Source organism: Kosakonia sp. SMBL-WEM22, assembly GCF_014490785.1.
GTDB lineage: Bacteria > Pseudomonadota > Gammaproteobacteria > Enterobacterales > Enterobacteriaceae > Kosakonia.
In genome coordinates this window covers 1384362-1411302 of sequence record NZ_CP051488.1, presented here as the reverse complement: position 1 = coordinate 1411302, position 26941 = coordinate 1384362, and the positions used below count along the sequence as shown (strand labels likewise).

General features: G+C 60.9%; 21 protein-coding genes and 1 pseudogene. 7 read left to right on the top strand and 15 right to left on the bottom strand.

Annotation, left to right across the window (positions count from 1 at the left end):
* Positions 1-155: 155 nt before the first annotated feature.
* On the bottom strand, positions 156-1172 hold the full coding sequence (mtnA, locus tag HF650_RS06720) for an S-methyl-5-thioribose-1-phosphate isomerase (protein ID WP_187801715.1): 1017 nt from the start codon (positions 1170-1172) through the stop codon (positions 156-158).
* A gap of 102 nt (positions 1173-1274) precedes the next feature.
* Between mtnA and mtnK the strand changes: the two genes are divergently transcribed.
* On the top strand, positions 1275-2474 hold the full coding sequence (gene mtnK / locus HF650_RS06715) for an S-methyl-5-thioribose kinase (protein WP_187801714.1): 1200 nt from the start codon (positions 1275-1277) through the stop codon (positions 2472-2474).
* 32 nt (positions 2475-2506) lie between these two features.
* Here mtnK and HF650_RS06710 read toward each other — a convergent pair whose 3' ends face one another.
* The 5 genes from HF650_RS06710 to HF650_RS06690 form a co-directional block, all read right to left on the bottom strand.
* Positions 2507-3751, bottom strand: coding sequence for an LVIVD repeat-containing protein (locus HF650_RS06710; RefSeq protein ID WP_187801713.1), 1245 nt, complete (start codon positions 3749-3751; stop codon positions 2507-2509).
* A gap of 78 nt (positions 3752-3829) precedes the next feature.
* Positions 3830-4012 carry a hypothetical protein gene (locus HF650_RS06705; protein ID WP_187801712.1) on the bottom strand — a complete coding sequence of 61 codons (183 nt, stop codon included), beginning with the start codon at positions 4010-4012 and terminating at the stop codon, positions 3830-3832.
* Positions 4013-4059: 47 nt separating this feature from the next.
* A complete protein-coding gene (locus HF650_RS06700; RefSeq protein ID WP_187801711.1) occupies positions 4060-5124 on the bottom strand; it encodes a sugar ABC transporter substrate-binding protein in 1065 nt (354 codons plus the stop codon).
* Positions 5125-5143: 19 nt separating this feature from the next.
* Positions 5144-6139 (bottom strand): ABC transporter permease, encoded by a 996-nt coding sequence (locus HF650_RS06695; protein WP_023479978.1) that lies wholly within the window; start codon positions 6137-6139, stop codon positions 5144-5146.
* Positions 6132-7637 (bottom strand): sugar ABC transporter ATP-binding protein, encoded by a 1506-nt coding sequence (locus tag HF650_RS06690; protein WP_187801710.1) that lies wholly within the window; start codon positions 7635-7637, stop codon positions 6132-6134. Before HF650_RS06690 ends, HF650_RS06695 begins: the two co-directional genes overlap by 8 nt.
* A gap of 162 nt (positions 7638-7799) precedes the next feature.
* Here HF650_RS06690 and HF650_RS06685 point away from each other — a divergent pair, with 162 nt between their 5' ends.
* Together HF650_RS06685 and HF650_RS06680 are read left to right on the top strand one after the other, a co-directional pair.
* Complete coding sequence (locus HF650_RS06685; RefSeq protein WP_187801709.1) at positions 7800-8888, top strand: oxidoreductase; 1089 nt, start codon at positions 7800-7802, stop codon at positions 8886-8888.
* Between the two features lie 299 nt (positions 8889-9187).
* A pseudogene (locus HF650_RS06680) lies at positions 9188-9439 on the top strand (SDR family oxidoreductase); the annotation flags it as partial.
* Positions 9440-9482: 43 nt separating this feature from the next.
* On the opposite strand, the gene HF650_RS06675 reads toward HF650_RS06680, so the two are convergent.
* From HF650_RS06675 to entC, 7 genes are all read right to left on the bottom strand, one after another.
* Positions 9483-9680, bottom strand: coding sequence for a YbdD/YjiX family protein (locus tag HF650_RS06675; protein ID WP_000460621.1), 198 nt, complete (start codon positions 9678-9680; stop codon positions 9483-9485).
* A gap of 14 nt (positions 9681-9694) precedes the next feature.
* Positions 9695-11800: a pyruvate/proton symporter CstA gene (gene cstA / locus HF650_RS06670; RefSeq protein ID WP_187801708.1), complete on the bottom strand. Its 2106-nt coding sequence runs from the start codon at positions 11798-11800 to the stop codon at positions 9695-9697.
* Positions 11801-11965: 165 nt separating this feature from the next.
* The gene (entH, locus tag HF650_RS06665; protein WP_187801707.1) at positions 11966-12379 is read right to left on the bottom strand and encodes a proofreading thioesterase EntH; all 414 of its coding nucleotides are present in this window, start codon (positions 12377-12379) and stop codon (positions 11966-11968) included.
* Positions 12379-13134 (bottom strand): 2,3-dihydro-2,3-dihydroxybenzoate dehydrogenase EntA, encoded by a 756-nt coding sequence (entA, locus tag HF650_RS06660; protein WP_187801706.1) that lies wholly within the window; start codon positions 13132-13134, stop codon positions 12379-12381. Before entA ends, entH begins: the two co-directional genes overlap by 1 nt.
* Positions 13134-13985 carry an isochorismatase gene (locus HF650_RS06655; RefSeq protein ID WP_187801705.1) on the bottom strand — a complete coding sequence of 284 codons (852 nt, stop codon included), beginning with the start codon at positions 13983-13985 and terminating at the stop codon, positions 13134-13136. The genes entA and HF650_RS06655 overlap by 1 nt, the downstream gene beginning before the upstream one ends.
* Before the next feature lie 10 nt (positions 13986-13995).
* On the bottom strand, positions 13996-15594 hold the full coding sequence (gene entE, locus HF650_RS06650; protein ID WP_187801704.1) for a (2,3-dihydroxybenzoyl)adenylate synthase EntE: 1599 nt from the start codon (positions 15592-15594) through the stop codon (positions 13996-13998).
* A gap of 9 nt (positions 15595-15603) precedes the next feature.
* On the bottom strand, positions 15604-16779 hold the full coding sequence (gene entC, locus HF650_RS06645) for an isochorismate synthase EntC (protein WP_187801703.1): 1176 nt from the start codon (positions 16777-16779) through the stop codon (positions 15604-15606).
* A gap of 218 nt (positions 16780-16997) precedes the next feature.
* Between entC and fepB the strand changes: the two genes are divergently transcribed.
* Complete coding sequence (fepB, locus tag HF650_RS06640; RefSeq protein WP_223284321.1) at positions 16998-17924, top strand: Fe2+-enterobactin ABC transporter substrate-binding protein; 927 nt, start codon at positions 16998-17000, stop codon at positions 17922-17924.
* Between the two features lie 409 nt (positions 17925-18333).
* On the opposite strand, the gene entS is transcribed toward fepB, so the two are convergent.
* Positions 18334-19569 (bottom strand): enterobactin transporter EntS, encoded by a 1236-nt coding sequence (gene entS / locus HF650_RS06635; RefSeq protein ID WP_187801701.1) that lies wholly within the window; start codon positions 19567-19569, stop codon positions 18334-18336.
* 112 nt (positions 19570-19681) lie between these two features.
* On the opposite strand from entS, the gene fepD reads away from it, so the two are divergent.
* The 3 genes from fepD to fepC are packed head-to-tail and all read left to right on the top strand — an operon-like array spanning position 19682 to position 22472.
* Positions 19682-20686, top strand: a complete 1005-nt coding sequence (gene fepD / locus HF650_RS06630) for a Fe(3+)-siderophore ABC transporter permease (protein ID WP_187801700.1) — start codon at positions 19682-19684, stop codon at positions 20684-20686.
* Complete coding sequence (fepG, locus tag HF650_RS06625) at positions 20683-21675, top strand: iron-enterobactin ABC transporter permease (protein ID WP_187801699.1); 993 nt, start codon at positions 20683-20685, stop codon at positions 21673-21675. The genes fepD and fepG overlap by 4 nt, the downstream gene beginning before the upstream one ends.
* Positions 21672-22472 (top strand): iron-enterobactin ABC transporter ATP-binding protein, encoded by an 801-nt coding sequence (gene fepC / locus HF650_RS06620; protein WP_187801698.1) that lies wholly within the window; start codon positions 21672-21674, stop codon positions 22470-22472. Before fepG ends, fepC begins: the two co-directional genes overlap by 4 nt.
* A gap of 572 nt (positions 22473-23044) precedes the next feature.
* On the opposite strand, the gene entF is transcribed toward fepC, so the two are convergent.
* The gene (gene entF, locus HF650_RS06615; protein WP_187801697.1) at positions 23045-26932 is read right to left on the bottom strand and encodes an enterobactin non-ribosomal peptide synthetase EntF; all 3888 of its coding nucleotides are present in this window, start codon (positions 26930-26932) and stop codon (positions 23045-23047) included.
* Between the last annotated feature and the right edge of the window lie 9 nt (positions 26933-26941).

Sequence of the window (26941 nt, the reverse complement as noted above, 5' to 3'; positions counted from 1 at the left end):
TTTGCCGGATGGCGCTAACGCTTATCCGGCCTACGCGGTTTCAGCGGCTCCCTACCCGTAGGCCGGATAAGCGTTTACGCGCCATCCGGCAATGATGTTTCAGCGGCTCCCTACCCGTAGGCCGGATAAGCGTTTACGCGCCATCCGGCAACGTTCTATGCACTGTGCGTAAAAAGATCCGCGACCTTGGTGACCACGCCGCTATCGAGCACCCAACCGCTGATAAGCGCGGCGGGCGTAACATCAAACGCCGGGTTATAGACCTGCGCATCTTCCGGCGCCCACTGCACCTCGCCAAAACTCCCCGCCACACCGGTCACTTCCGTGGCGGCGCGCTGCTCAATCGGGATTGCTTCACCGTTCGGGCAATGGGGATCGAGGGTGGTTTGCGGCGCGGCGACATAAAACGGCACGTTGTGAAACTTCGCCAGCACCGCCAGCGAGTAGGTTCCAATCTTGTTCGCCACATCGCCATTGGCGGCAATCCTGTCCGCGCCGACCCACACCGCATCCACCTCCCCTTTCGCCATCAGGCTGGCGGCCATCGAATCGGTAATTAACTGGTAAGGCACGCCCAGCTCGCCAAGTTCCCAGGCGGTAAGCCGACCGCCCTGCAACAGTGGACGCGTCTCATCCACCCACACATTGCTGATATTGCCCTGCTGATGCGCCAGCGCAATCACGCCGAGCGCCGTACCGACGCCCGCCGTCGCCAGCCCGCCGGTGTTGCAGTGGGTCAAAATGCGGCTGCCGGGTGTAATCAGCGCGGCCCCCGCCTGGGCGATGTTGTCGCAGAGCTGTTTATCTTCTTCCACCAGCCGCAGCGCTTCCGTCATTAACGCGTCAGCGTAACTCTCCTGCGCCAGCGCCTGCTTCATGCGGTCGAGGTTGTTCATCAGATTCACCGCCGTCGGGCGCGCCGCGCGCAGGGTTTCCAGCGCCTGCGCCAGCGATTCACGGCTCTCACCGCGGGCGGCCAGCAGCGCCAGCAGCAGGCTGGCAGAGAGGCCAATCAGCGGCGCACCGCGCACGCGCAGCGCGTGAATATGGCCGACAAGGTCCTCTACCGAATCGGCAGCAAGCCAGCGTTTCTCCTGCGGTAACGCCTGTTGGTCGAGAATATATAAACGATTTTCGGCGATGCGCAGGCTGGTGGTCTGTAATGACGGCATATCGTTAAATCCCTGTTGCGTTAATGTGGCGTATTGTGTCAGGATGCAAAGCGGATGTATAGACGTCTAAATGGCTTAAATTGCAAAAAGAGGATCGAGGCAATGTCGCAATACCGTACCTTTTCCGCCCCTGATGCCGTGGCGTATGCACAACAATTTGGCGGTCTTCCCGATCCTTCCGAACTGGTTGACGCGCAGGAAGTGGGCGACGGTAACCTCAATCTGGTCTTTAAAATTTTCGACCGCAGCGGCACCAGCCGCGTCATCGTTAAACAGGCGCTGCCCTATGTGCGCTGCGTCGGTGAGTCCTGGCCGCTGACGCTCGATCGCGCACGCCTTGAAGCGCAAACGCTGGTCGAGCACTATCAGCACTGCCCGCAGCATACGGTCAATATTCTTCATTTCGACCCGGAGCTGGCGGTGATGGTGATGGAAGATCTCTCCGATCACCACATCTGGCGCGGCGAACTGATTCGCAATGTCTATTATCCGCAGGCGGCTTCGCAGTTAGGTGAATACCTGGCGCAGACGCTGTTTCATACCAGCGATTTTTACCTCCACCCGCATGTGAAAAAAGCGCAGGTGGCGAAATTCATTAACCCGGCGATGTGTGAGATCACCGAAGATCTCTTCTTTAACGATCCCTACCAGATCCACGAGCGCAATAACTACCCGGCCGAGCTGGAAGCGGACGTCGCCGCCCTGCGCGAGGATGCGCAGTTGAAAGTAGCCGTCGCGTCGCTCAAGCACCGCTTCTTCTCCCATGCTGAAGCCTTACTGCATGGCGATATTCACAGCGGCTCAATCTTTGTCGCCGACGGCAGCCTGAAGGCGATTGACGCCGAGTTCGGCTATTTCGGCCCAATTGGTTTTGATATCGGTACCGCCATTGGCAACCTGCTGCTCAACTACTGCGGCCTGCCGGGCCACCTCGGCATTCGCGATGCCGCGGCAGCGCGCGAGCAACGACTGATCGATATTCAGACCCTGTGGGCGACCTTTGCCGAGCGCTTCCAGGCGCTGGCAACAGAGAAGACGCAGGACGCGGCGCTGGCGCAGCCGGGCTACGCCTCGGCATTTCTGAAAAAAGTGTGGACCGATGCGATCGGTTTTTGCGGCACGGAGCTTATTCGCCGCAGCGTCGGCCTGTCGCACGTGGCGGATCTCGACACCATCAACGATGAGGAGATGCGCCACGCCTGCCTGCGCCATGCTATTTCCCTTGGCAAAGCGCTGATTGTGATTGCCGATCGCATCGATAGCGTCGATGAGTTAATTGCCCGCGTGCGGCAATACTCGTAAGCCCGATAACGAAGCGCCCTTCGGCGCTTCACTCACCCCAGATACTCAATAATCGACAACCCGCCGTTGTAGTCGGTGCTGTAGATGATCCCCTGCGCATCAACAAACACATCGCAGGACTGGATCACGCGCGGGCGACCAGGGCGGGTATCCATCATTTTTTCCGGTGCCGCTGGCACCAGTGCGCCGGTCTCAACCGGGCGATAGGGGTTGGAGATATCGTAAGCGCGCACACCGGCATTCTGGTAGGTGGCGAAAATCAGCGTTGAGCTGACAAAACTGCCCGGGCGGTTCTCATGCAGGTTGTGTGGGCCGAAGTGCGCCCCTTTCGCCACATAATCGATCTCATCCGGCTGCGGGAAGGTCGCAATGCTGACCGGGTTGGCGGGCTCGCGAATATCAAACAGCCAGATCAGCTTCTCGCCATCCTCCTGATTGTCCAGCACCGCTTCATCCAGCACCACCAGCAGATCGCGATCCGGCAACGGCAGCGCGGTGTGGGTGCCGCCGCCAAAGGGTGGGCTCCAGTTGCGGTGGCTGATAAGCGTCGGCTGGGTGCGATCTTTCACATCCAGCAGCGTCAGGCCGCCGTCGCGCCAGCTACCGTAGGCGGTATCACCGGCAATGATCGCGTGGTGCAGCGCGTAGCGTTTGCCCTCCTCCCACCCCGGCGTTTCACCTGCGGCCTGGTTCATACCCGGCAGCCACCAGCGCCCGGCCACCTCAGGTTTGCGCGGATCTTTGAGATCGATGGTCAGGAAGATGTAGTCGGTAAAGCCGTCGATCAGTGCAGAAACATAGGCCCAGCGCCCGCCCACATACCAGATGCGGTGAATACCGATGCCATTGAGCGACAGGAAGCTGATCTCGCGCGGCTTATCCGGCGTGGAGATATCGAAAATGCGCAGCCCGGCGCTCCAGCCTCTATCCTGCACATCGCTTACAGTTTCGCCGACCGAGCGAGTGTAGTAGACCTTTTCATCAGCAAAGCGGGCATCGGCAAAGAGATCGCGGGCGTTGATCACCAGCAGCAGGTCGTCGTGGGCTTGCAGATGCACATTCCAGGTGCCGGGCGGCGCGGCGACAAAGCCTGCGGGTTTCGGGTTTTTTGGGTCGCGGACATCCACAATCGAGAAGCCCTGCGACACCATATGGCCGATATAGGCAAAGCCGCGGTGTACCATCAGCTGGACACCGTCCGGACGGCCGCCCTGGTCGCTGTGAGCGATCAACCGCATATTGCGGCTATAGTCCGGGCGTGGAAGTTCAGTTGCCATGATTTATCCTTGTTAAAGATCGGCGCACTGCCGGATGGCGGCGTTGCCTTATCCGGCCTACGGGCTCGGCACAATAGCTTAATGCGATACGCCGTTGTAGGCCGGATAAGCGAAGCGCCATCCGGCAAACGGGTTCGGCGCGATAGCTTTTTGCGATATGCCGTTGTAGGCCGGATAAGCGTTAGCGCCATCCGGCAAACGGGTTCGGCGCGATAGCTTAATGCGATACGCCGTTGTAGGCCGGATAAGCGTTAGCGCCATCCGGCAATCAATACCGCACCGGCCGACAAAACCGGCGCGTTTTGAAACTATTTATTCTTCGCTTCCAGCGTCGCAAACCACGGCGCGATAAAGTCCTGCGTCTGGCCCCAGCCGGGAAGGATTTTGCCGAGCGTTGCCACATTCACCGCACCAGGCTGGCTGGCGAGCAGCGCCTGCGGAATGGCGGCGGCTTTAAAATCGTAGGTCGCAGGCGTCGGTTCACCGGCAATCTTATTGGCGATCAGGCGCACATTGGTGGCACCAATCAGTTTTGGGTCCACCGCCACGCTCACCTTCCACGGGCTGCCCGCTTCGCGCATCAGTTGCAGATCCTGGTTCGAGACATCAATGCTGTAGAGCTTGATCTCGGTGCGCCCATTCTCTTTCAGCGCTTTATAGGCTCCCTGGCTGAAGGCATCCCAGGTGCCCCAGATGGCATCAATCTGCCCTTTTGGGTATTTCGCCAGCACTGCGCCCACCTTGTTAGCGGTATCGCCCTGCACATCGGAGGAAACGGCACCAATCGATTCCAGCTCTTTAATGCCCGGGTTCGCTTTCAACAGCTCGGCATAGGCCGCCTGGCGGCGCTCCATCGGTGGGAAACCGGCGACCCACAGTTTGATAATGTTGGCTTTGCCGTTGAAATCTTTCACCAGCTCGCCGAAGGAGAGTTTGGTCAGCGAGGCATCATCCTGCTGCGTCACGGTAACGCCCGGAATTTCGCCCTGCACGGCGGTATCAAACACCGCCACTTTGATCCCGGCAGCGACCGCTTTTTTGATCAGATCCGTTGAGTAGGGATCGCGCCCCTGCGAAAGAATAATGCCGTCATACTTCTGGCTGATCGCCTGGTTAACGAAGTCCTGGAATTTGGCATCATCGCCGTTGCTTAAAAAGGTGCTGATTTTAAAGCCAAGTTTTTTACCCTGCTGCAACGCACCGGCGACAAACTGGGTGGTGTTGTCATCAGAGCCGAGGTTGCGGATCAGCGCAATGCGCACCGGGCCGTTATGGTTGGCGATGGCCTCCGGAACCGGCGCAGGTGTTGCGGCGTGGCCCGGCAGCGCGTTCAGCAATCCCAGCGCCAGCAGTGAAAGTGCTATTTTTTTCATCTCTGTTTTCCCCTGAAAGTTAACGACGCTGGAAGTAAGTCAACGCAAGAGCACCGGCCAGCACCAGCCCCTTAATAATGTCCATCGCGTAATAGGGCACCGACAGCATCACCAGCCCATTCGAGAGCACGCCGAGGATCACCGCCCCGACCAGCGTACCCAGCGCGTTCGGTTTCCCCGATCCCGCCAGCGAGAAGCCGATCCACGCCGCAGCAACCGCATCCATCAAATACCCGCCGCCTGCGTTCACCTGCGAGGAGCCAATGCGCGAGGCGAGCAAAATCCCGCCAAGCCCCGCCAGCAGTGAGGCAATCACATACGCCGCCACTTTGTAGCGCGTGGTACGAATGCCGGAGAGGCGCGCCGCTTCCGGGTTGCCGCCAATGGCGTACATCCGGCGGCCGTGGGTGGTCAGCGAGAGGCCAAGCTGCGCCACCACGGTAACCACCAGCATAATGATGACAATGGTCGGCACCTGCCCGAGCAGCGAAAACGCCGCCGGAATGGTCCCTTCCGCCATATCGCCGCTCGGCAGCACCATGTTTTCAGTAATCGACCCGCCGTAGCTGTAGGTCATCGCCACACCCTGAATAACAAACAGGCTGCCGAGCGTCGCCAGCATGTCGGGAATGCGCAGTACCACAATCAGAAAGGCGTTAAACAGGCCGACCAACGTACAGAGCGCCAGCGTCACGAGGATCGCTTCGGTGGTATCGAAGCCGTGCCAGACAAAGAGCGAGATCACCAGCGCGTTGGCCAATGACGCGGTGGAACCGACGGAGAGATCAAACCCGCCGATGGTCAGCGAGATCGACACACCAACGGCAATCACCGTGACGATGGCGATCGAACGCAGGATATTGATGATGTTATTGGGATCGAGGAAGTTGTCCGAGGCGATGCCAAAAATAGCCACCAGCGCCACCACGGTGAGCAACATGCCCCACTTATAAAGGAAATCGAAAAATTGCTGCCGCGGGGATGCCGCCGCACTGACTGAAAGGGCCTTACTCACGGGCCGTTCCTCCGGTGGAATAGTAAAGGAGTGTCTCTTCGCGGGCATCCTCGCCCTGCACTTCTGCCACAATGCGCCCATCCCACAGCACACAAATCCGGTCACACAAACCCACCAGCTCGGCGAATTCGCCCGACGCGTAAATCACGCCTTTGCCCTCGCGTGCCAGCCCGTCGATCAGCTGGAAGAGGTCGGTTTTCGCCTTCACATCGACGCCTTTGGTCGGCTCGTCAAAAATCACCACGTTCGCCTGGCCGCGCAGCCACTTGCCAATCGCTACCTTCTGCTGATTACCACCGGAGAGGCGGCGCAGCGTCTGGCCTGGCCCACTGGCGCGCACGCCGACGCGGGCAATCACCTCTTGCGCCCAGCGCCACGCCTGGTGATGGGCAAAGATCCCCCAGCGCGAAAAGGTGCGATCCGCGCTGACGGCGAGGTTCATGCTGACCGACTCATCGATAAAGATCCCCTCTTTGCGCCGCTCTTCCGGCACCAGCGCCATGCCGCGCGTCACCGAATCGGCCGGATCGCGCGGACGCCACGGCTGATGGTTCAGCTCACCGCGTGTAACACGACTTTTGCTCGCGCCAAACAGGGCTTTGCACAGCTCGGTTTTACCCGCGCCTGCCAGGCCAGCGATGCCGAGGATTTCGCCTTTACGCAGCCGCAGCGAGATATCTTTCAGCAGCCCCTCGTCGTGCAGGCCATCAATACTGAGCAGCAGTTCGTCGCTGTGCGGCGGGCGCGCCGGCGGGTAGATATCGCTCAACTCATGGCCGAGCATCTTCTCGACAATCTCTTCGCCGCTGAGCGTCGTCATCGGCCCGGATTCGACCAGCCTGCCGTCGCGCAGCACCGTCAGGGTGTCGCAAATCGCTTTCACCTCATGAATGCGGTGAGAGATAAACACCACGCCAATCCCCTGCTGCTGCAGGCGTCTTACCACTGCGAACAGGCGCTCGCTCTCCTGCTGATCGAGCGGCGCGGTTGGCTCGTCGAGGATCAAAAAGCGGCAGTGATGGGAGAGCGCCCGCGCCAGCAAGATGTGCTGTTTTTCCGCCAGCGTGCAGCTGTCGATAGCGCGGGTGACGTTAAACTCAACATCGAGCTGTGCCAGCGCGTCGCGCGCCTGGCGGCGGATCTCGCCCCAGCGAAAGCGGTGCCCGCTCTCTGCCAGCTTATCCAGCATGATGTTCTCGGCGATGCTCAGTCCCGGCACCAGCGCAACGTCCACTTCCTGCTGCACAAGGTGAATGCCGAGCTGTTTCGCATCGCGCGGGGAGCGGATCGACACCACCTGGTGGTTAATGGCGATCTCCCCTTCGTAATGATCATAAGTGCCACACAGCACTGCCATCAGGGTCGATTTGCCCGCGCCATTTGCACCGGTTAAGGCATGGACTGAACCGCCCCGCAAAGTGAAGTCGACATTCGACAGGGCGTTGAAGCCGCCAAAGGCGAGGCGCATGCCACGCATTTCGAGGAGGTTGCTTCCCATAGCGCGTGAATACCTGCGATTAATAGATTGATTTAGCGAATTTTTCACAGCCTCGCTTGACTGGCAACGACAGAAAAGGCATAAGTTAAAGCGAAATAATATTAGCCATCCGGATGTCCAGACATAACATCGGGTTAGCGATCACTTTTAAGGACACCTCATATGAGCAGCACCGATATCCGCGTTGTACCCGGCCCCGCCAACTACTACTCCCACGCAGACAGCCTTGCGCGGCTGGAGGATTTTTACTCCGCTGAGCAGCTTTCCCGCGCGGTGTGGATCTACGGCGAGCGCGCCTTTGCCGCCGCAAAACCGTTTCTGCCACAAGGGTTTAACGCGCCAGGTGCCACGCATCTGCTGTTTAAAGGCCACTGTAGTGAGCGAGATGTGGCGGAGCTGGCTCAGCAGGCGGGCGCGGATCGTAGCGTGGTGATTGGCGTTGGCGGCGGCGCACTGCTGGATACGGCAAAAGCGGTAGCGCGCCGTCTCGGCTTGCCGGTGGTGGCGATCCCGACCATTGCCGCTACCTGCGCGGCGTGGACGCCGCTTTCAGTCTGGTATAACGATGCCGGTCAGGCGCTCCATTTTGAGATCTTTGATGACGCTAACTTTCTGGTGCTGGTCGAGCCGCAGATTATCCTTAATGCCCCGGCGGAGTACCTGCTGGCGGGCATCGGCGATACGCTGGCGAAGTGGTATGAAGCGGTCGTGCTCGCGCCGCAGCCTGAAAACCTGCCGCTAACGGTACGCCTTGGCATTAACAACGCGCTGGCGATCCGCGATGTATTGCTGGAGAGCAGCGAAGCGGCGCTGGCCGATAAGCAGCGTGGGGAAGTGACACAGGCGTTTCGCGATGTGGTGGATGCGATTATCGCCGGTGGCGGCATGGTCGGTGGGCTTGGCGAGCGCTATACCCGCGTGGCGGCGGCGCATGCGGTACATAACGGGCTGACGGTGCTGCCGCAAACGGAGAAGTTCCTGCACGGCACGAAAGTGGCCTACGGCATTCTGGTGCAGAGTGCCCTGCTCGGCCAGGATGAGGTGCTGGCGCAGCTAATTTCTGCCTATCAGCGTTTTAACCTGCCGACCACGCTTGCGGAGCTGGAGGTGGATATTCATAACCGCGTCGAACTGGATAAAGTTATTGCCCATACCCTGCGCCCGGTGGAGTCGATCCACGCTCTGCCAGTGGCTGTCACCGCCGGCAAACTTTATGCGGCGTTTGAGAAGGTGGAGTCGTTTGCGCGGTAAATTGCAAACCGCAGCAATCACCCAGGCCGGATAAGCGGTACGCACCATCCGGCATTATCTCCGCCACACCACTGCCGGATGGCGGCTACGCCTTATCCGGCCTACGGTAACGAAACCGCTGAAACGGCGTAGGCCGGATAAGCGGCACGCGCCATCCGGCAATGGGGTTTGCATGTGGCTTTGGTGGAATGATCCCGTTCACCAGGCGCTGGGGTCAACACCGCCGCTGAGAGACCGCAAATAAAAGCAAAGACGGTATCGCTGGAACTGCGTTTTTGTAGGCCGGATAAGGCGAAGCCGCCATCCGGCAATCGGTGGCGCGGGATCTGGGGTCACGCGGTATTACGGTGAAGATGGTGAAACCCGGCTCGACGGACAGCGATATGAACCCGGCGGATGGCGCGCAGGCGGATGAGCAGCATAGTTTTACGGCGTTAGGCCATTACGGCGAGCCGCAGGATATTGCCGAAGCGGTAGCGTTTCTTGCCAGCCCGGCGGCGAAGCACATTACCGGCGCGGATATTGTGGTGGATGGCGGGACCAACGCCTGACGGCAGGCAAGAAAAAGGCGGCATATTTTGCCGCCTTTTGTCGTTAACAGCAGCGAGCGCCGCCTTTGCCACCGTAGCGCGCATCCTGCCGCTCGCGGAAAAACTCCTCGTAGGTCATCGGCGTCTGATCCGGGTGCGTGACGCGCATATGCTCAACGTAGTTGTCATAATCCGGCACGCCAATCATCATCTTTGCCGCCTGGCCTAAGTATTTGCCCGCTTTTGAGAGCGTATCGAACATATCTGCTCCTTCGCTTAATGCGCGTTTTTAGCGCGCGCCACAACCTGATCAACGTTCTCCGGCATCGCTTCATACGGCGTCTCTTGCGCCGTCGGATGATCCGCTTTCAGCGCCGCCAGCGCGGTCCTCAGCGAGTAGAAGGCGAGAACCACCACCACGACCATAAAGAAGAGCGTTAACCCGGCATCGAGGCGGTTGTTAAACACCAGCTGCGCCAGCTGTGACTGAGTATACTGCGCCGGAATGTTGCCGCTGTCGATCATCGCCTGGAACTTGTTAGCAATCGCCAGAAACCTCACTTTGTTGTCCGGACTGAAGGTTTTCTGCCAGCCGGCGGTCAGCGTACAGACCAGCAGCCAGGCCGTCGGCACTAACGCCACCCACGCATAGCGCTGGCGCTTCATCTTAAACAGCACCACCGCGCAGAGCATTAGCGCCATACCTGCCAGCATCTGGTTAGCGATACCAAACAGCGGCCACAGCGTATTAATTCCGCCCAGCGGATCGACTACCCCCTGGTGCAGGAAGTAGCCCCACGCCAGCACGCAGAGTGCGGTAGCAAGCAGGTTGGCGGGCAGCGATTCGGTGCGTTTCAATGAGGGTGAGATGACCCCCAGCAGATCCTGCAACATAAATCGCGCCGCGCGGGTTCCGGCATCCACCGCCGTCAGAATAAACAGCGCCTCAAACAGAATCGCAAAGTGATACCAGAAGGAGACATCCATCAGACCGCCGAGCGCGCCGTGCAGAATATAGGCCATGCCAACCGCCAGCGTCGGTGCCCCGCCCGCCCGCGAGATGATCGACTGCTCGCCCACTTCATCAGCAATCTGCCGCAGCGCATCCGGCGTAATGGTAAAGCCCCAGTTGCTCACCACCTGTGCCGCAGAGGCCACCACATCGGTAGTACCCGCCGGGGCCAGCACCGCCATCGGGCTGTTCATCGCAAAGTAAACGCCCGGATCGATAATGCAGGCCGAGACCAGCGCCATGATCGCCACAAAGGACTCCATCAACATGCCGCCGTAGCCGATAAAGCAGGCCTGCCCTTCGCTGGCGAGCATCTTCGGCGTGGTGCCGGAGGAGATGAGCGCGTGGAAACCGGAGACCGCGCCGCAGGCGATGGTGATAAAGAGGAACGGGAAGAGATTGCCAGTCCACACCGGGCCGGTGCCATCAACAAATTTGGTTAACGCGGGCATCGTCAGCGTCGGGCGCATAATCAGAATGCCAATCGCCAGGCCAATAATGGTGCCGATTTTCAGAAAGGTGGAGAGGTAGTCGCGCGGGGCCAGCAGCAGCCACACCGGCAGCACCGAGGCGACAAAACCGTAACCGACCAGCATCCAGGTGAGCTGCACGCCGGTAAAATCAAACCACGGTGCCCAGGTCGGGCTTTCGGCGACCCAGCCGCCGGAGATGATGGCAAACACCAGCAGCACCAGGCCAATCACCGACACTTCGCCAATGCGCCCCGGGCGCAGGTAGCGAATATAGATGCCCATAAATACCGCCAGCGGAATGGTGAACGCCACGGTATAGGTGCCCCATGGGCTGTGGGTCAGGGCTTTGACGACAATCATCGCCAGCACCGCAAGGATAATCACCATGATCATAAAGGTCGCTACCAGCGCGATCACGCCGACGGTCGGCCCCATCTCTGCCTTCACCATCTCGCCAAGGGAGCGCCCGTCGCGGCGGGTGGAGATAAAGAGCACCATGAAATCCTGCACCGCACCGGCTAACACTACGCCTGCGAGGATCCAGATCATGCCGGGCAGATACCCCATCTGCGCCGCCAGCACCGGGCCGACCAGCGGCCCTGCGCCTGCAATCGCTGCAAAATGGTGACCGAACAGCACTTTTTTGTCAGTCGGTACATAGTCGAGGCCGTCGTTGTAGCGCACCGCAGGCGTCATGCGCGTCGGGTCAACCTGCAGCACATTTTTGGCGATATAGAGACCATAAAAACGGTAAGCAATGAGGTAAATACAGACGGCTGCGACCACGATCCAGAGTGCGTTGATCGGTTCGCCGCGATGCAGAGCGATGTAGCCGAGGGCAAACGCGCCAACAAGCGAGAGCGCGCCCCAAACAAGGTATTTCCCTGGGTTGTTCATAGCGGTTATCCGTTTGAGAGACAGAGGGATGTTACATTTTGTTTCTATATCAACTCAAAGAACTTAACAACTTTGAAACACAGGAAAGAGGGCCTGCCGCACGGCATTTGGCTGATTGTGTTAACGGGATCGCAAGAATGCCCTCCTGAGCCGGAGGGCGAAGGGTTAGCCAAGTACTGCGGTGCTGAGGCGGCAGGTTGCGCAGCGCCGCCCCTGCTCATCAAATACCACAATCTCCCAACTCTGATTCTGGCGGCCAAGGTGCAGCGGCTGGCAAACGCCGCGCACTTTGCCATGCGCCACCGCGCGGTGATGGGTGGCGTTCAGTTCGGTGCCAACCACGCACTGCCCGTCGCGGGTCATCATAAAACCGGCCATCGAACCGAGGGTTTCCGCCAGTGCCGCCGACGCGCCGCCGTGCAGCAGGCCAAACGGCTGGTGCGTGCGGCTATCGACCGGCATCTCCGCTTCGAGAAAATCATCCCCAATGCGGGTGTAAGTAATCGCCAGATGTTCAATCAGGGTGTTATCGCTGGTGGCGTTCAGCGCCTCCAGCGTTAAGTGACGTTTCCAGATCATCACGCCCCCAGCGTCGAACCGCCATCCACCACAATATCCTGTAGCGTGATGTGGCTGGCGAGATCGGAAGCGAGGAACAAAATGGTATTCGCCACTTCCTGTGGACGGGCGATTTTCCCCAGCGGAATACCGAGCTTAAACTGCTCGCCAAAGCCGCGAATGCGCTGTTGCTCCGCATCGTTGCTCACCCACAGCGTGCGCTGCATATCGGTATCGGTCGACCCCGGAGAAACGATATTGCAGCGCACATGGCTGGCGGCCAGCTCAAGCCCCACGGTCAAAGCCAGGCTTTTCAGCGCCGCTTTCGACGCGCCATAGGCGCTCATGCCGATGCGTGGCGTGTGCGCGGCGTCAGAGCAGACGGTGACAATCGCGCCACGCTGCTGGCGGCGGAAGTGCGCCATCGTCTGGCGAAAGAGGTTAAAGGCACCGCCGACGTTAACAGTGAACGTCTGCTGCCACGCCTGGTCAGAGAGCGCATCCGTTGCGCCCATATGCAAAACACCCGCAGCATTGACCAGCACATCCAGCGGCGCGTTGTTCGAAAGCAGCCGTTCGCAGACGGCGGCGACCTGCGCGGCGTCGGCGATATCCAGCGTCTCGCAGGCAAACGGGTAAGCCTCGCCGTTAAAGGCGAGATCGAAGCCGGTCACCTGTGCGCCCGCCTCAACGAAGGCGAGCGCAGTGGCATAGCCGATCCCCTTCCCTGCCCCGCTCACCCAGACGCTGCGTCCGCTGAAATCGAGGCGCGCCATCACTGCCCCCCGCGCGCGAGCAGCGCCCACCAGGCATCAATGGTCGGGTTTTTCGCCAGCATGACAAAGTCGATATCGCCATGCACTTTGCGCCAGCGGGCGGCGAGCGCCATCATGCGCACCGAGTCGAGGCCGTAATCAATCAGGTTTTCGTCATCCAGCGGCTCGTCGGACTCATCCAGCAGCGGCAGGATAAGTTCACGCAGCGCCGCTTTGCTTGTCGGCAGCGGCAGCAGCTCTTGTGTCAGCACCACGCGACCGGAACGCCCGGCGACATAGTTGAGCGACATTAAGTGCTCTTCGCGGCTGAAATCCGCCAGCGCATCGGCCACCATAAACGGCTTGATATCGCGCATAAAGGCGTCGGTGGCGGTGGTCATACAGCCAATGTGCGAATAGACGCCGGTGATCAGCAACTGATTGCGGCCAGTCTCTTTCAGCATCTGCTCCAGCGGCGAGCGGTGAAACGCGCTGTAGCGCCACTTCACCAGCACGGTGTCGGCCTCGTCCGGTGCCAGTTCGCTGACGATCTGCTGCTGCTCCGGCGAGCGGGTCAGGCCCGGCCCCCACATGTCGTTCAGCAGCGCACGGTCTTCATCGCTCTGCTCTTTCGGCTGCGCGGTGTAGTAGACCGGAATATTGTGCTGCTTGCAGAAGTGACGCAGTGCGGCGATGTTCGCCACCACTTGCTGCATCATCGGACAGTTATCGCCCCAGAAATTAACAAAATAGTCCTGCATATCATGGATCAACAGCGCCGCACGGGCGGGCTCAAACGACCAGTTCACTTTATTGTCCGGGATATCAGCCGCTGCGGGCAGCGCGTAGCCCTGTAGTTTTGGGATTGCCATCTTCTCTCCTTTACGCCGGGATGCGTTGTGCTAACCACTGGCGTAACTGTTTCTTGTCAACTTTTCCTACCGGCGTCAGCGGCAGCGCTTCAAGGCACTCAACGCGATCCGGCAGCTTAAATTCCGCCACGCCCTGCTCGCGCAAAAAGCGGCGGATCGCCACCGCGCGCAGCGGAGTTTTCACCACCAGATAGGCGCAGCTCTTCTCGCCGAGCAGGCTGTCCTCCATGCTGACGAGGGCAGCGTGGATCACCGCGTCATGGCGCAGCAGCAGATTTTCGATCTCCTCGGCGGCAATCTTCTCGCCGCCGCGGTTGATCTGATCTTTTTCCCGCCCCTGCACGGTGATGTAGCCCTGCTCATCAATGGCGATGAGATCGCCCGAGCAGTAGAAGCCCTCAGCATCAAAAGCGCTGGCGTTGTGCTGCGGGCTGTTGAAGTAGCCGCGGAACGTATAGGGGCCACGCGTCATCAGGCGTCCGGTCTGGCCTGCGGGCAGCGGGTTGCCGTTCTCATCCGCAACCCACACTTCATCATCCGGCGACATCGGCCGCCCCTGGGTGTTGATGATGCGCTCCAGCGGATCGTCGAGGCGGGTGTAGTTCACCAGCCCTTCGGCCATGCCGAACACCTGCTGAAGCTGGCAGCCGATCTCCGCCGGTATGCGCGCCGCCAGCGTCGCTGAGAGCCGCGCGCCACCTACTTGCAGCAGTTGCAGCGACGCCAACTGGGCATTGCTGCCCCACTCGGCAATCGCCTGCAACCAGAGGCTGACCGCCGGGGGCACCAGCGCGGTGACGTTAACCTGATGTTTTTCAATCAGTGGGAAACAGAGCGTAGCGCTCGGGTCGCTCGCCAGCACCACACAACCACCGGCGAGGAAGACGCCGAGCGCGCCGGGCGAACTTAACGGGTAGTTGTGCGCCGCCGGTAAGGCGCAGAGGTAACGGGTTTGCGCCGTGAAGTGGCAAATCTCATTACTGCGCACAATGCTGTAGAGATAGTCATTGTGCGTGCGCGGGATCAGCTTCGGCGTGCCGGTGCTACCGCCAGAGAGCTGGAAGAAAGCCACTTCATCCGCCGGGGTTGGCGTAGCGGTAAAGTTATCTGCCGGGCGGGCAATCGCCTGCTCCAGCGACTCGCTACGTAGCAAAATAGCGCGCAGCGAGGAATGTTCGTTTTCCAGCGCGCGGAGGAAAGCGTCATCGGCAAACAGCCCGTGGGCGCGATCGGCAATCAGCAGCGCGGGTTTGATTTGCGCCGCGTAGGCGTTGAGTTCGCTGCGCTGATGGCTGAAGAGCGCATTCACCGGCGCGACGCCGATTTTCAACAGGGCGAAAAAGGTGATGTAAAACTCGGCGACATTGCCCAGTTGCACCAGCGCGGTGTCGCCGCGCGCAATGCCCATCGACTGTAATGCGCAGGCGAGATTGTCCGACGCAGCATGCAGTTGGCGGTAGCTCAACTGGCGATCGCCGTCGATTACCGCAATCGCTTCGCTGGCAGAATGGCGAGCCAGAATGTCGCTCAGCGGCAGATCCTGCCAGTAGCCCTTTTCACGGTAACGACGGGCGAACTCTTCTGGCCAGCGGCTAAAAGGAATGGTCACTGTGGCTCCTTAATGCAGACCGAAGGCGTTTAACATGGTGGTCAGTTTGACGCCGGTTTCACGCCACTCTGCGAGTGGCGATGAGGCAGGGACAATCCCGGCTCCGGCAAACAGGCGAACGTTGTTGTCGCGGATACGCGCGCAGCGGATGGTAACCACCCACTCGCCGTTTCCTTCCGCATCGCACCAGCCGACAATGCCGCCAAAAAGTTCGCGATTAAACGGCTCAAGCTCGGCGATGATTTTCTTCGCAATCTGGTGCGGGAAGCCGCTCAGCGCGGGTGTCGGATGGAGCAGGCAGGCGAGCGTCAGGGCGTTTTCGCCCTCTTTTGCCGTACCCTCAATCGGCGTTGCCAGGTGCCACAACGTCGGTGTATTCACCAGCTGCGGCGACGATGGCAGCGTCAACATACGGCTGCGCGGCTGCAGCACTTTTTTCATCGCCTGCGTCACCAGTTCGTGCTCATGGCGATCTTTTTCGGAGGCCAGCAGTTTATTGCCTGCTTCGCGATCGAGCATGTCATCGGGCTGACGGCGGGCCGAACCGGCCAGCGGCAGAGAGCTAAAACGATCGCCCTCTTTACGCAGCAGCAGCTCCGGGCTTGCGCCAAGCAGCGCGCCGCCATCCGGCAGCGGAACGTGGAAGTTGAAGCTGGCGGGGTTCTGCGCAATTAAGCGCTCGAGCAGCACGCCGCTATCGACCGGGCGGTCTGTTGCGATCTCAATCAGGCGCGAGAGCACCACTTTTTCCACTTCTGGCGTCGCGGTGCGTGCAGATGCGTTCGCCACCATCTCCATAAACAGATCCTGCTCCGGCACCGCTTTTTGCGCCTTCACATTCGGCATCGCGCCACTGTTGAAGTAGCGCGCAGCGCGCTGTTTTTCCGGGCGGGAGAAGCTCTGCCAGCGTTGAGGGATAAAGAGCGCCGAAGGCAGCGTGGTATCAAACGGGATAGCGCCTACCATGATTGGCCGCGCGATGCCCTGCGCTTTGGCATCGGCAAAGGCCTGCGCCATTTTTTGCTGGAAGGCGCTCTCTGGCGCATCGCCCCCCGCTGCTGGCTCTGAGAAACGCGCAACACACCCCAACGTGGTGAAACTGCGGTACGGCGACATAAAGAAAAATTGATCGGCGGCCAGTGTCGTTGCAGACAGCTGGATCTCTTCAGCCAATGACGTATCCATATCATCCTCCGGCAATGATAAATGTATTAAGAATGATTATCATTTTTGTTTGGTGCAGTAAGATAAAAAGTTATTGCCGGTGATGTCAACAGCAGAATCTCCTCTCGCACTGCCACAACTTGCATCCGTGACGCTCAACGATGAAAATGAGAAGCATTAACTTCAACAGAAACAGGACTCACGTTGTGAATTTTCTTAGCTGGTGTCGTAAACACGCTCTGTTAGTGGGCGTTTTCGTTTTAGGACTTAACTCAGCCTGCGCCGCCGACTGGCCGCGCCAGATAACCGACAGTCGCGGCGTGCATCAACTTGCCAGCGCGCCGCAGCGCATTGTTTCCACAAGCGTTACCCTCACCGGCTCGCTGCTGGCGATTGATGCCCCCGTGGTCGCCAGCGGCGCCACCACGCCAAATAACCGTTTCGCCGACGATCAAGGCTTTCTGCGCCAGTGGGGCGACATTGCTAAACAGCGCAACGTCGCGCGTCTTTACATCGGCGAAGCGAATGCCGAAGCCGTTGCCGCGCAGATGCCGGATCTGATTTTGATCAGCGCCACCGGCGGCGACTCCGCGCTGGCGCTCTACGATCAACTCTCGACTATCGCGCCGACGCTTATTATCAATTACGACGATAAGAGCTGGCAGGCGCTGCTTACCCAGCTTGGCGAGATCACCGGCCACGAGAAGCAGGCCGCCGCGCGCATCACTGAGTTCAGCCAGCAGCTGGCGGCGGCAAAAGCACGCATGAAACTGCCGCCGCAGCCGGTCAGCGCGCTGGTTTACACACCCGCCGCGCACAGCGCGAACCTCTGGACCCGCGACTCCGCGCAGGGCCAGTTAATGCAGCAGCTCGGTTTTGCCCTCGCGCCGCTGCCGGCGGGCCTGCAGGCAAGCCAGAGCCAGGGTAAGCGCCATGATATCGTGCAGCTCGGCGGCGAAAACCTGGCCGCCGGGCTGAATGGCGAAGCACTGTTCCTCTTTGCAGGCGACCAAAAAGAGGCCGACGCCCTGAGCGCTAACCCGCTGCTGGCGCATCTTCCCGCAGTACGCAATAAGCAGGTTTATGCGCTGGGTGCAGAGACCTTCCGGCTCGATTACTACAGCGCAACCCGCGTGTTGCAGCGCTTGTCTGCGCTGTTTGGCTGAGGGTTGTTGGCGCAGCCTTTATTGCCGGATGGCGCTGGCGCTTATCCGGCCTACGAAATCCTCACCCTTTGCCGGGTGGCGCTGACGCTTATCCGGCCTACGAAATCCTCACCCTTTGCCGGATGGCGCTGACGCTTATCCGGCCTACAAAATCCTCACCCTTGCCGGATGGCGCTGGCGCTTATCCGGCCTACAAAATCCTCAGCATTGCCGGATGGCGCTGCGCTTATCCGGCCTACAAAGTCTTCAGCATTGCCGGGTGGCGCTGCGCTTATCCGGCCGACGCCCGCCCACTTTGCCGGATTACGTGCGTGACTTATCCGGCCTGTGAAGGCAGCCCGTTGAATCAAAGGGTGATCAGATCGCCGTAACGCTGGAGCTGCGGTGACGTTATCACCACCGCAGCATTTTATGCGCCGGGCTGAACCTGTCGGAAACGGCGCAGCTCGCCGAGTATGAGAACCAGCACTAATCCCACTATCGCTAATGCCAGCCCGCTCAAGCTCGCCGAGGCGGCGGGCGTCAGCATCGATCCCATCGCACCCAGCAGCGCCGCGCCGATGGCGTCGCCTGTGACGTTTTGTGCCGTCCATAAGCCGTTAATGCGCCCGAGCATCGCTTCCGGGGTCTGGGTTTGCAGCAGGGTGTATTGCAGTAGCGAACTCACCGCCGTCAGCCAGCCGCAGAGCGCGAGAAAGAGCACGCCGAGCGGCCAGACGGGCATCAGGCTAAAAAGCGCAATGGCGATAAACGCGCCGACGCTGGTCAGCAACATGATGATGCCGGGCCGTTCGCTGTGCGCCAGCCTGCCGCTGGTCAATGCGCCGATGGCCGCCCCGAGCGGCAGTGCGGCGTACAGCACGCCAATCTCTGCCGCCGACATCTGCCAGCTCATCGCCAGCGCCGGGTAGAGCACACGCACGGCGCTGGCCATCGTCAGCAGACCGCCGAGCAGCGCAATGCCGCCAATTAAAGGGTTACGCAGCAGAAAGTGCAGCGCCGTGGTAAGGGATTTAAGCGGGTGTTCACGCGGTTGCGGCGGCGGCGGGAGCGCGGGCAGCGTCAGCAGCGGCAACAGGGTGATAAAGGTGCCCGCCGCCGCCAGGCCGTAGTTCCACGCCACGCCGCCGGAGGCCAGCAGCAGGCCGCCGACCATCGGCGAGATCACCGAGCCGACGCGCACGGTGAGCATGGTGATCGCCCCCGCCTGCATCAGATTTTCCCGCCCGACCAGCGCAGGCGTTGCCGCCAGCAGCGCCGTTACGCCGAGCGCGCCGAAAAAGCCATCCCATACGCCAAGCAGATAGATCGCCGACAGCAACGGCGCGGGTAACAGAGCATTGAGAAAGAGGCCAATAAAGCCGATACCGCAGGTGGAACGCGCCAGCAGAATCAGCTTTTTACGTTCAAAGCGATCCGCCAGCACGCCGCCGAGCATCAGGCCGACAAACATTGCGCCGCCGGTCAGCGTTACGGCAAGCCCGACCTGCCAGCTGGAGTGGGTCATCGCCTGGATCTGCACCGGCACAGCCACGCCCAGCAAGCCCAGTGATAAGATGGAGATAAAACGCGCAAGGAAAACGGCGCGATAAGCCGGATGTGTCCGCAGCAGGCTGAGATTCAGCAGCCAGGAGTGTTGCTTCATTACAAGACCTTGTATTCCATACTTTCTGTGTCCAATCTCAGGCTGCGCATGGTAACATAACAAAACAGGATCGATAACGATAATTACTATCATTATCAAAATTGGGATTTTTATGTCGTTTTCCGCTTCTCCGGCGCGCGTATTGGTTCTCGTCGGGCTATTGATACTGCTTATATTTGCTGCGGCACTGAGCCTGTTTATTGGCGCAAAACCGATGCCTGCCGCGGTCATCACCGACGCCCTCTTTGGCGCTTGTCACAGCGCAGATTGCACCATTATTCGCGATGCGCGCCTGCCACGCACGCTGGCAGGCTTACTCGCCGGCGGCGCGCTCGGCCTTGCCGGTGCCCTGATGCAAACCCTGACGCGCAACCCGCTGGCCGACCCGGGTCTGTTAGGCGTTAACGCAGGTGCCAGTTTCGCCATTGTGCTCGGCGCCGCGCTGCTGGGTGCAACCACGCCCACGGAGCAGCTGCTGTTCGCCTTTTGCGGCGCTTTCGCCGCCTCGCTGCTGGTGGCGTTTACCGGCAGCCAGGGCGGCGGCCAGCTTAGCCCGGTGCGCTTAACGCTGGCGGGCGTGGCGCTCACCGCCGTGCTCGACGGTCTCTCCAGCGGCATTTCACTGCTCAATGCTGATGTTTACGACCAACTGCGTTTCTGGCAGGCCGGCTCCCTTGATATTCGCACGCTGGCAACCCTGCGCGTGGTGCTGATCCCGGTGCTGCTGGCGGCGGGCGTCGCCTTGATGTTGAGCCGCGCGCTTAACAGCTTGAGCCTCGGCAGCGATACGGCGACGGCGCTCGGCAGCAGAGTGGCGCGTACCCAGTTGCTGGGCCTGCTGGCGATAACCGTGCTCTGCGGCAGCGCCACGGCGGTCGTCGGGCCCATCGCCTTTATCGGTCTGATGATGCCCCACCTTGCGCGCGGGCTGGTTGGAGCCGATCACCGCTGGTCGCTCCCGGTGACGTTGGTTGCCACCCCTGCTCTGCTGCTGTTTGCCGATATCATCGGCCGTGTAATTGTGCCGGGTGAGCTGCGCGTTTCGGTAGTGAGCGCCTTTATCGGCGCGCCGATGCTGATCCTGCTGGTGCGCCGTGTGCGCGGAGGCGGCTTATGATCGCTCCCTCCCGCCGTTTAGTGGCCAGCTGCCTGCTGATGGTTATCACCGCCCTGCTGCTCGCAGCCTGGGGGTTGCGTAGCGGCACGGTGATGCTCACCTTCTCGCAGGTGTTGGACGCGCTAAGCGGTGCTGCGCCGCGCGCGATGCAGCTGGTGGTGATGGAGTGGCGCTTGCCGCGAGTGTTAATGGCGCTGGTGGTTGGCGCGGCACTCGGCGTCAGCGGCGCGATTTTCCAGTCCCTGATGCGTAACCCGCTCGGCAGCCCGGATGTGATGGGGTTTAACACCGGGGCGTGGAGCGGCGTGCTGGTGGCGATGGTGCTGTTTGGTCAGCATCTGACGGCGATCGCGCTGGCAGCGATGGCGGGCGGCATTCTTACATCGCTGGTGGTGTGGCTGCTCGCCTGGCGCAACGGGATTGAAACCTTTCGCCTGATTATTGTTGGGATTGGCGTACGCGCGATGCTGGTGGCCTTCAACACCTGGCTGCTGCTGAAAGCGTCGCTTGAAACGGCGCTCTCCGCCGGGCTGTGGAACGCCGGATCGCTCAATGGCCTGACGTGGGCAAAAACGCTGCCGTCGGTGCCAATTATGCTGGTGATGTTTTTTTTCGCCGCCCTGCTGGCACGGCGCATGCGACTGCTGGAGATGGGCGACGATAGCGCCTGCGCGCTGGGCGTCAACGTTGAGCGCTCGCGTCTGCTGCTGATGCTGGTGGCGGTGGCGCTTACCGCAGCCGCCACGGCGCTTGCCGGTCCCATCTCCTTTATCGCACTGGTGGCTCCGCATATTGCCCGCCGCCTGAGCGGTACAGCGCGCTGGGGGTTAACCCAGTCGGCGCTCTGCGGCGCGCTATTGCTGCTGCTGGCAGATATGATTGCCCAGCGCGGCTTTACGCCTTATCAGCTACCGGTTGGCGTGGTCACCGTCAGCCTCGGCGGTATCTACCTTATCGCCTTGTTAATTCAGGAGTCCCGCAAGAAATGAGCGCCTTATCTCCCCGTCTGCGCGGCGAAACGTTAACCCTGGGCTACGGCAAAAAAGTGGTTGCCGAGCAGCTGAGCGTCGCCATTCCGGATGGCCATTTCACTGCCATCATTGGCCCGAATGGCTGCGGCAAGTCGACCCTTTTACGCACCCTCAGCCGCCTGATGACGCCGAGCGAGGGGCATGTCTACCTGGATGGTGAGCAGATCCAGCGTTTTGCCAGCAAAGAGGTGGCACGACGCATTGGGCTGCTGGCACAAAACGCCACCACGCCGGGTGACATTACGGTGCAGGAGCTGGTGGCGCGCGGGCGTTACCCGCATCAGCCGCTCTTTACCCGCTGGCGTAAAGAGGATGACGAAGCGGTGAAGCGGGCGATGAAAGCCACGGGCGTGGAGAGCCTGGCGCAGCAGAGTGTTGATACGCTCTCCGGCGGGCAGCGCCAGCGAGCGTGGATCGCTATGGTGCTGGCGCAGGAGACGGCGATTATGCTGCTTGATGAGCCGACCACCTGGCTTGATATCAGCTATCAGATCGATCTGCTGGAGCTGCTCAGCGAGCTGAACCGCGAGCAGGGGTATACGCTGGCGGCGGTGCTGCATGATCTGAATCAGGCCTGCCGTTACGCCACCCATTTGATTGCGCTGCGCGACGGGAAGATTGTGGCGCAGGGCGCGCCGAAAGAGATTGTCACCGCCGGGTTGATCGAGGAGGTGTATGGGCTGCGCTGCATGATCATTGACGATCCGGTGGCGCATACCCCCCTGGTGGTGCCGCTGGGGCGCAGCGGGTTATAAACGCGTGTTTGGTCGCTGAAATATTGCCTGATGGCGGCTTCGCCTTATCAGGCCTACAAAAACAGAGCCCGCTGAAACGGCGTAGGCCGGATAAGCGGTACGCGCCATCCGGCAATGGGGTTTTCATGTGGTATTAGTGGAATGATTCCGTTCACCAGGCGCTGGGGAGTTTCATTAATCTTTCATGCGGTGAACGGGATAAGGGAAGCGGCCGCGCTCCCCTTATCAATCCCCGCGGCCCCGCGAGGAAATCGGTGCTGCGCACTGCACTCACCTCCCGCGTGCCTGACTGCGGCCGGCTCGACTCGACTTACTCGTTCCATACTGGAACGAGTCCCTGTCTCGGTTCGCCTCTGTCCGCCATCCATGGCGTCCAGACCTTGTCATTCACGCTTCGGTTCGCCGATTTCAGCGGGGACACAACCCCTCGCTGTGAAACCGCAGATAAAAGCTACACCGGTGTCGCTGTCGGCGCGTTTTGGTAGGCCGGATAAGGCGTAGCCGCCATCCGGCAATCGGTGCCGCAGAATATGCCGGATGGCGCGTAAACGCTTATCCGGCCTACAACGTTTTTACCTCTCTAACAGCGCACTCAACACTGGCCCTATCTGTTCGAACGCCTGCGGCGAGATGATATCGACATGGGCGCAATCCTGCCGATACACCGCCAGCTCGCGCACCCAGGGTGCCCAGGCGCGTTGCGGGTCGGTGCCCGGCGCCAGGGTGCGCTCGGCGACAAACAGCGTGGCTTTACCATCAAACGGCACGCTGCGCGCAGTAGTCAGCAAGCGCACCGCATCAGCGTAATTCCCCTCGATCTGCGAGAAGAGCTCGCTGGAGGCCTGCCCCTGCTGCGCAGCAAGAAAGGCCTGTCGCTCACGCTCAATCTCCGCCAGCACCGCAGGATCGAGACCATTCGCCTCTTTCTCTGCCCAGTTTTGCGTCTCCGGCGGCCAGGTATCGAGCAGCCCGAGGAAAGCCACCCCTTCGCCGCGCTGGCGCAGCCGCGCCGCAATGCCGTGCGCCAGCGTTCCGCCAAGGGAGTAACCGAACAGGTAATAAGGCCCATGCGGCTGCTGTGCCAGCAGCGTTGCTAACTGGTGTTCACAGGCCTCATCCAGCGTTGTCGCTTGTTGTAACGGTCCATCCGGGCGCGGAGACTGAATGCCGGTAATCGACCAGCGCGGCGCAAGATAGCGTGCCAGCACGCTGAACTGCCAGGCAAAACCGGAAGCTGGGTGGAAGCAGAAGAGCGTCGGCCCCGCGCTTTCGCGCAGCGGCAGCACCGCTTCCAGCCCGAGCCGCCCGGCCTGCTCATTTGAGAGCGGCTGATCCAGCAGCGCCGCCAGCTTCTCTACCGTCGGCGCGACCATAATCTGCCCCGGCGTCACCTGGCGGTCAAACTCGCGGCTCAACTGCGCGGCAAGCCGCATCGCTAACAGGGAGTGGCCGCCAAGGGCAAAGAAATCCGCCTGCGCATCATTCACTTCGCAGCCCAGCAGTGCGGCAAAAGCCTGCGCCACCTGCGCTTCCATCCCGGCATTGAGCGGGCGACCGCCCTGCTCTGCCTGCAACGCGGGGAGCGGCAGCGCTTTGCGGTCGAGTTTACCGTTCGCACTGAGCGGCAGCGTGCTCACCTGCATTAACAGCACCGGCACCATGTGCGCCGGTAGCTGCGCGCGCAGCTGCTCCAGCAGTGCAGCCGTATCCAGCGGCTGACCGGAGGCGGAGACGAGGTAGCCAACCAGCTGACGATCATCCCCCCCGCTCGCCGCCGCCTGATTAAAGACGCAGGCATGGGCCACCGCCTGAGCAATATCCGGCAACGCCAGCATTGCCCGGTCAATCTCGCCCAGCTCAATGCGCTGACCGCGAATTTTCAGCTGATCGTCGCTGCGCCCCAGGTACTCCACCGCGCCATTTTCCAGCCAGCGGGCGACATCGCCGGTGCGATACATGCGCTCGCCCGGCGCAAAGGGGTCAGCAATAAAGCGGCTGGCGGTCAGATCCGGGCGGCCGAGATAGCCCTGCGCCAGCTGAATGCCGGTGAGATAGAGATCGCCCGCCACGCCGAACGGCACCGGGCGCATCATCGCATCCAGAATGCGCAGCCCCGTGTTCCACACCGGGTAACCAATCGGCACACTGTTGCCATGCACCTGCGCCAGCGTCTCGCCATACGCCGGATAGAAGCTGACATCCACCGCCGCCTCCGTCGGGCCATAGAGGTTATGCAGCGCCACGCCGGTTAAGGCTTCCCACTCGCGGCAGAGGTCGGCGGGCAGCGCTTCGCCGCTACAGAAGACCTGCTTCAGCGTGCGGCAGCTCTGCTGCGCGCTCTCCGGCGTCAGCGAGGCAACAAAGGCCGCCAGCATCGACGGTACAAAGTGGGTCGTCGTTACTCCCGCTTCAGCAAAGAAAGCCTGGAGTGCCTGCGGATCGCGGTGCGCCTCTGGTTCAGCCATTACCAGGCTGGCCCCGGCGATAAAGGGCCACCAGAATTCCCAAACAGAGACGTCAAAACTGCACGGCGTTTTTTGCGCCACCACATCGTCAGCGCTAAGCGGATAGGCCGCCTGCATCCACAGCAGGCGGTTGACGATGGCGGTATGACCGACCATCACCCCTTTTGGCCGCCCGGTGGAGCCGGACGTAAAGATGATATAGGCCGTCTGCTCCGGGCGGGCCAGATTAAGCGGCTCAGCACCGTCGCACTCCAGCGGCGCGTCATAGCAGAAGTGCGCCAGCCCCGGAATATCGGCGAAGCGCGCATGCTGATCGTCTGTTGTGATCAACAGCCGTGGGCGGGCATCCTCCAGCATCATGCGCAGGCGATCGTCGGGGTAGCCGGTATCGAGCGGCAGCCAGGCGGCACCCGCTTCAACAATGCCATGCAGCGCGAGCGTGAGGAAAACCGAGCGCGGCAGCGCAACCGCCACACTGTCGCCAGGCTGCACGCCCAGCGCCCGTAGCCGGTTTGCCAGCGCGACGACCTGCTCGCGCATCTCCCGGTAGCTGAAGCGCCAGCAGGCATCGGATAACGCCTGGGCATCGGGCGTTTTCGCTGCCTGCTGTGCCACCAGCTCGCTCAGGGTTGTCATGGGTAGCGACACGGCGGTGGCATTGATCTGCGTGAGTTGTTGCCCCTCTTTTGTGGTTAACAGCTCCGCATCGCCACAGCGCAGCGCCGGGTTGTCGGCAAACTGCTGCAACAGCTGCGCAAGGCGCGCAATGTGAGTGTTGAGCGTCGCTTCGTCGTAGCGGCTGCGGTTCGCCAGCACCTCCAGCGACAGCCCGCCCGCCTCATCCGGAAAGAGTGCGATCTCCAGATCGTTCACCGGCCCGGTGGCCAAGGTGTGGGTAATGCCCTGAATGCCGTCGAGCCTGAGCTGGTAATCAAACAGTTTGACGTTCAGCACCGGGCCGAACAGCGGATCACTTCCCGCTGCACGCCCGGCGTCGCGCACGATCTGCTCTGCGTCATAACGCTGATGGCGGCGCATCGATTTCAGCGTCCGGGCGAGCGCACTTGCCAGCTCCGGCAGGGTTTGCGTGCCATCCAGATGCACGCCCAGCGGCAAAACATTGAGCACCGGGCCGGTTGCGGTGAGCGCTGCCGATCCCATGCGGCGCATAAAGATAAACCCGGCGGCGTAATCGGTGCGTCCACAGAGCCGACCCAGCCAGAGCGTCACTAACGCCAGCGCCAGATCGGCGGGGGGCGTGTTTGCCATCGCCTGGCTCAGGCAGCGAAAAGCGTCGCTCTCCATGGCGACATTGAGGCGCAGAATATCGGTGGTTGCCGCACGCCCTGACAGCGGCTCGCTGGAGAGGGACACCGGCGGCGGAAGCGCGCGCCGCTGCTCTGCCCAGAAAGCGGCGTCGCGCGTAAAGGCATCGCTGCCCTGATAGCGTTGATACTCTTCCACGACCTCAGCAAAAGGGGTAAAGGGTGAGGCGGGAGTGGGTTCGCCACGACGCCACGCCGTATAAATGGCGGCAATCTGGCGGGTAATGGCAGGGAAACTGAAGCCATCGACCAGCAAATGGTGATAACGCTGATACCAGTACCAGCGCCGCTCACCAACGCGCATCAGCTGGTGGTGCACCAGCGGTTCGCCACTCTCCACGCGCAGGTTTTGCGCCAGATCGGCCTGCATTAGCGCCAGCGCGGCGCTGTGTGCATCGTCCTGCTGGCGCAGATCGGTAATCGCGGGCGCGGCAAAGGTCAGCGTCTCATCGACCCACTGCCACACTTCGCCGTTATCTTCGGTGAAACGCATGCGTAGCGTGTCAGCCTGCATCAGGCCGGTGACAATCGCCTCGCTAAGCTGTGCGGCGTCAATATCTCCCTCCAGCTCAACATAGTGCGCCACGCTCCAGGCGTTGGGCAGCGAGGAGAGTTTTTCTGCCATCCAGATCCCCGGCTGGGCAGCGATCAGCGGTAAACGTTTGCTCATCTTCCGCTC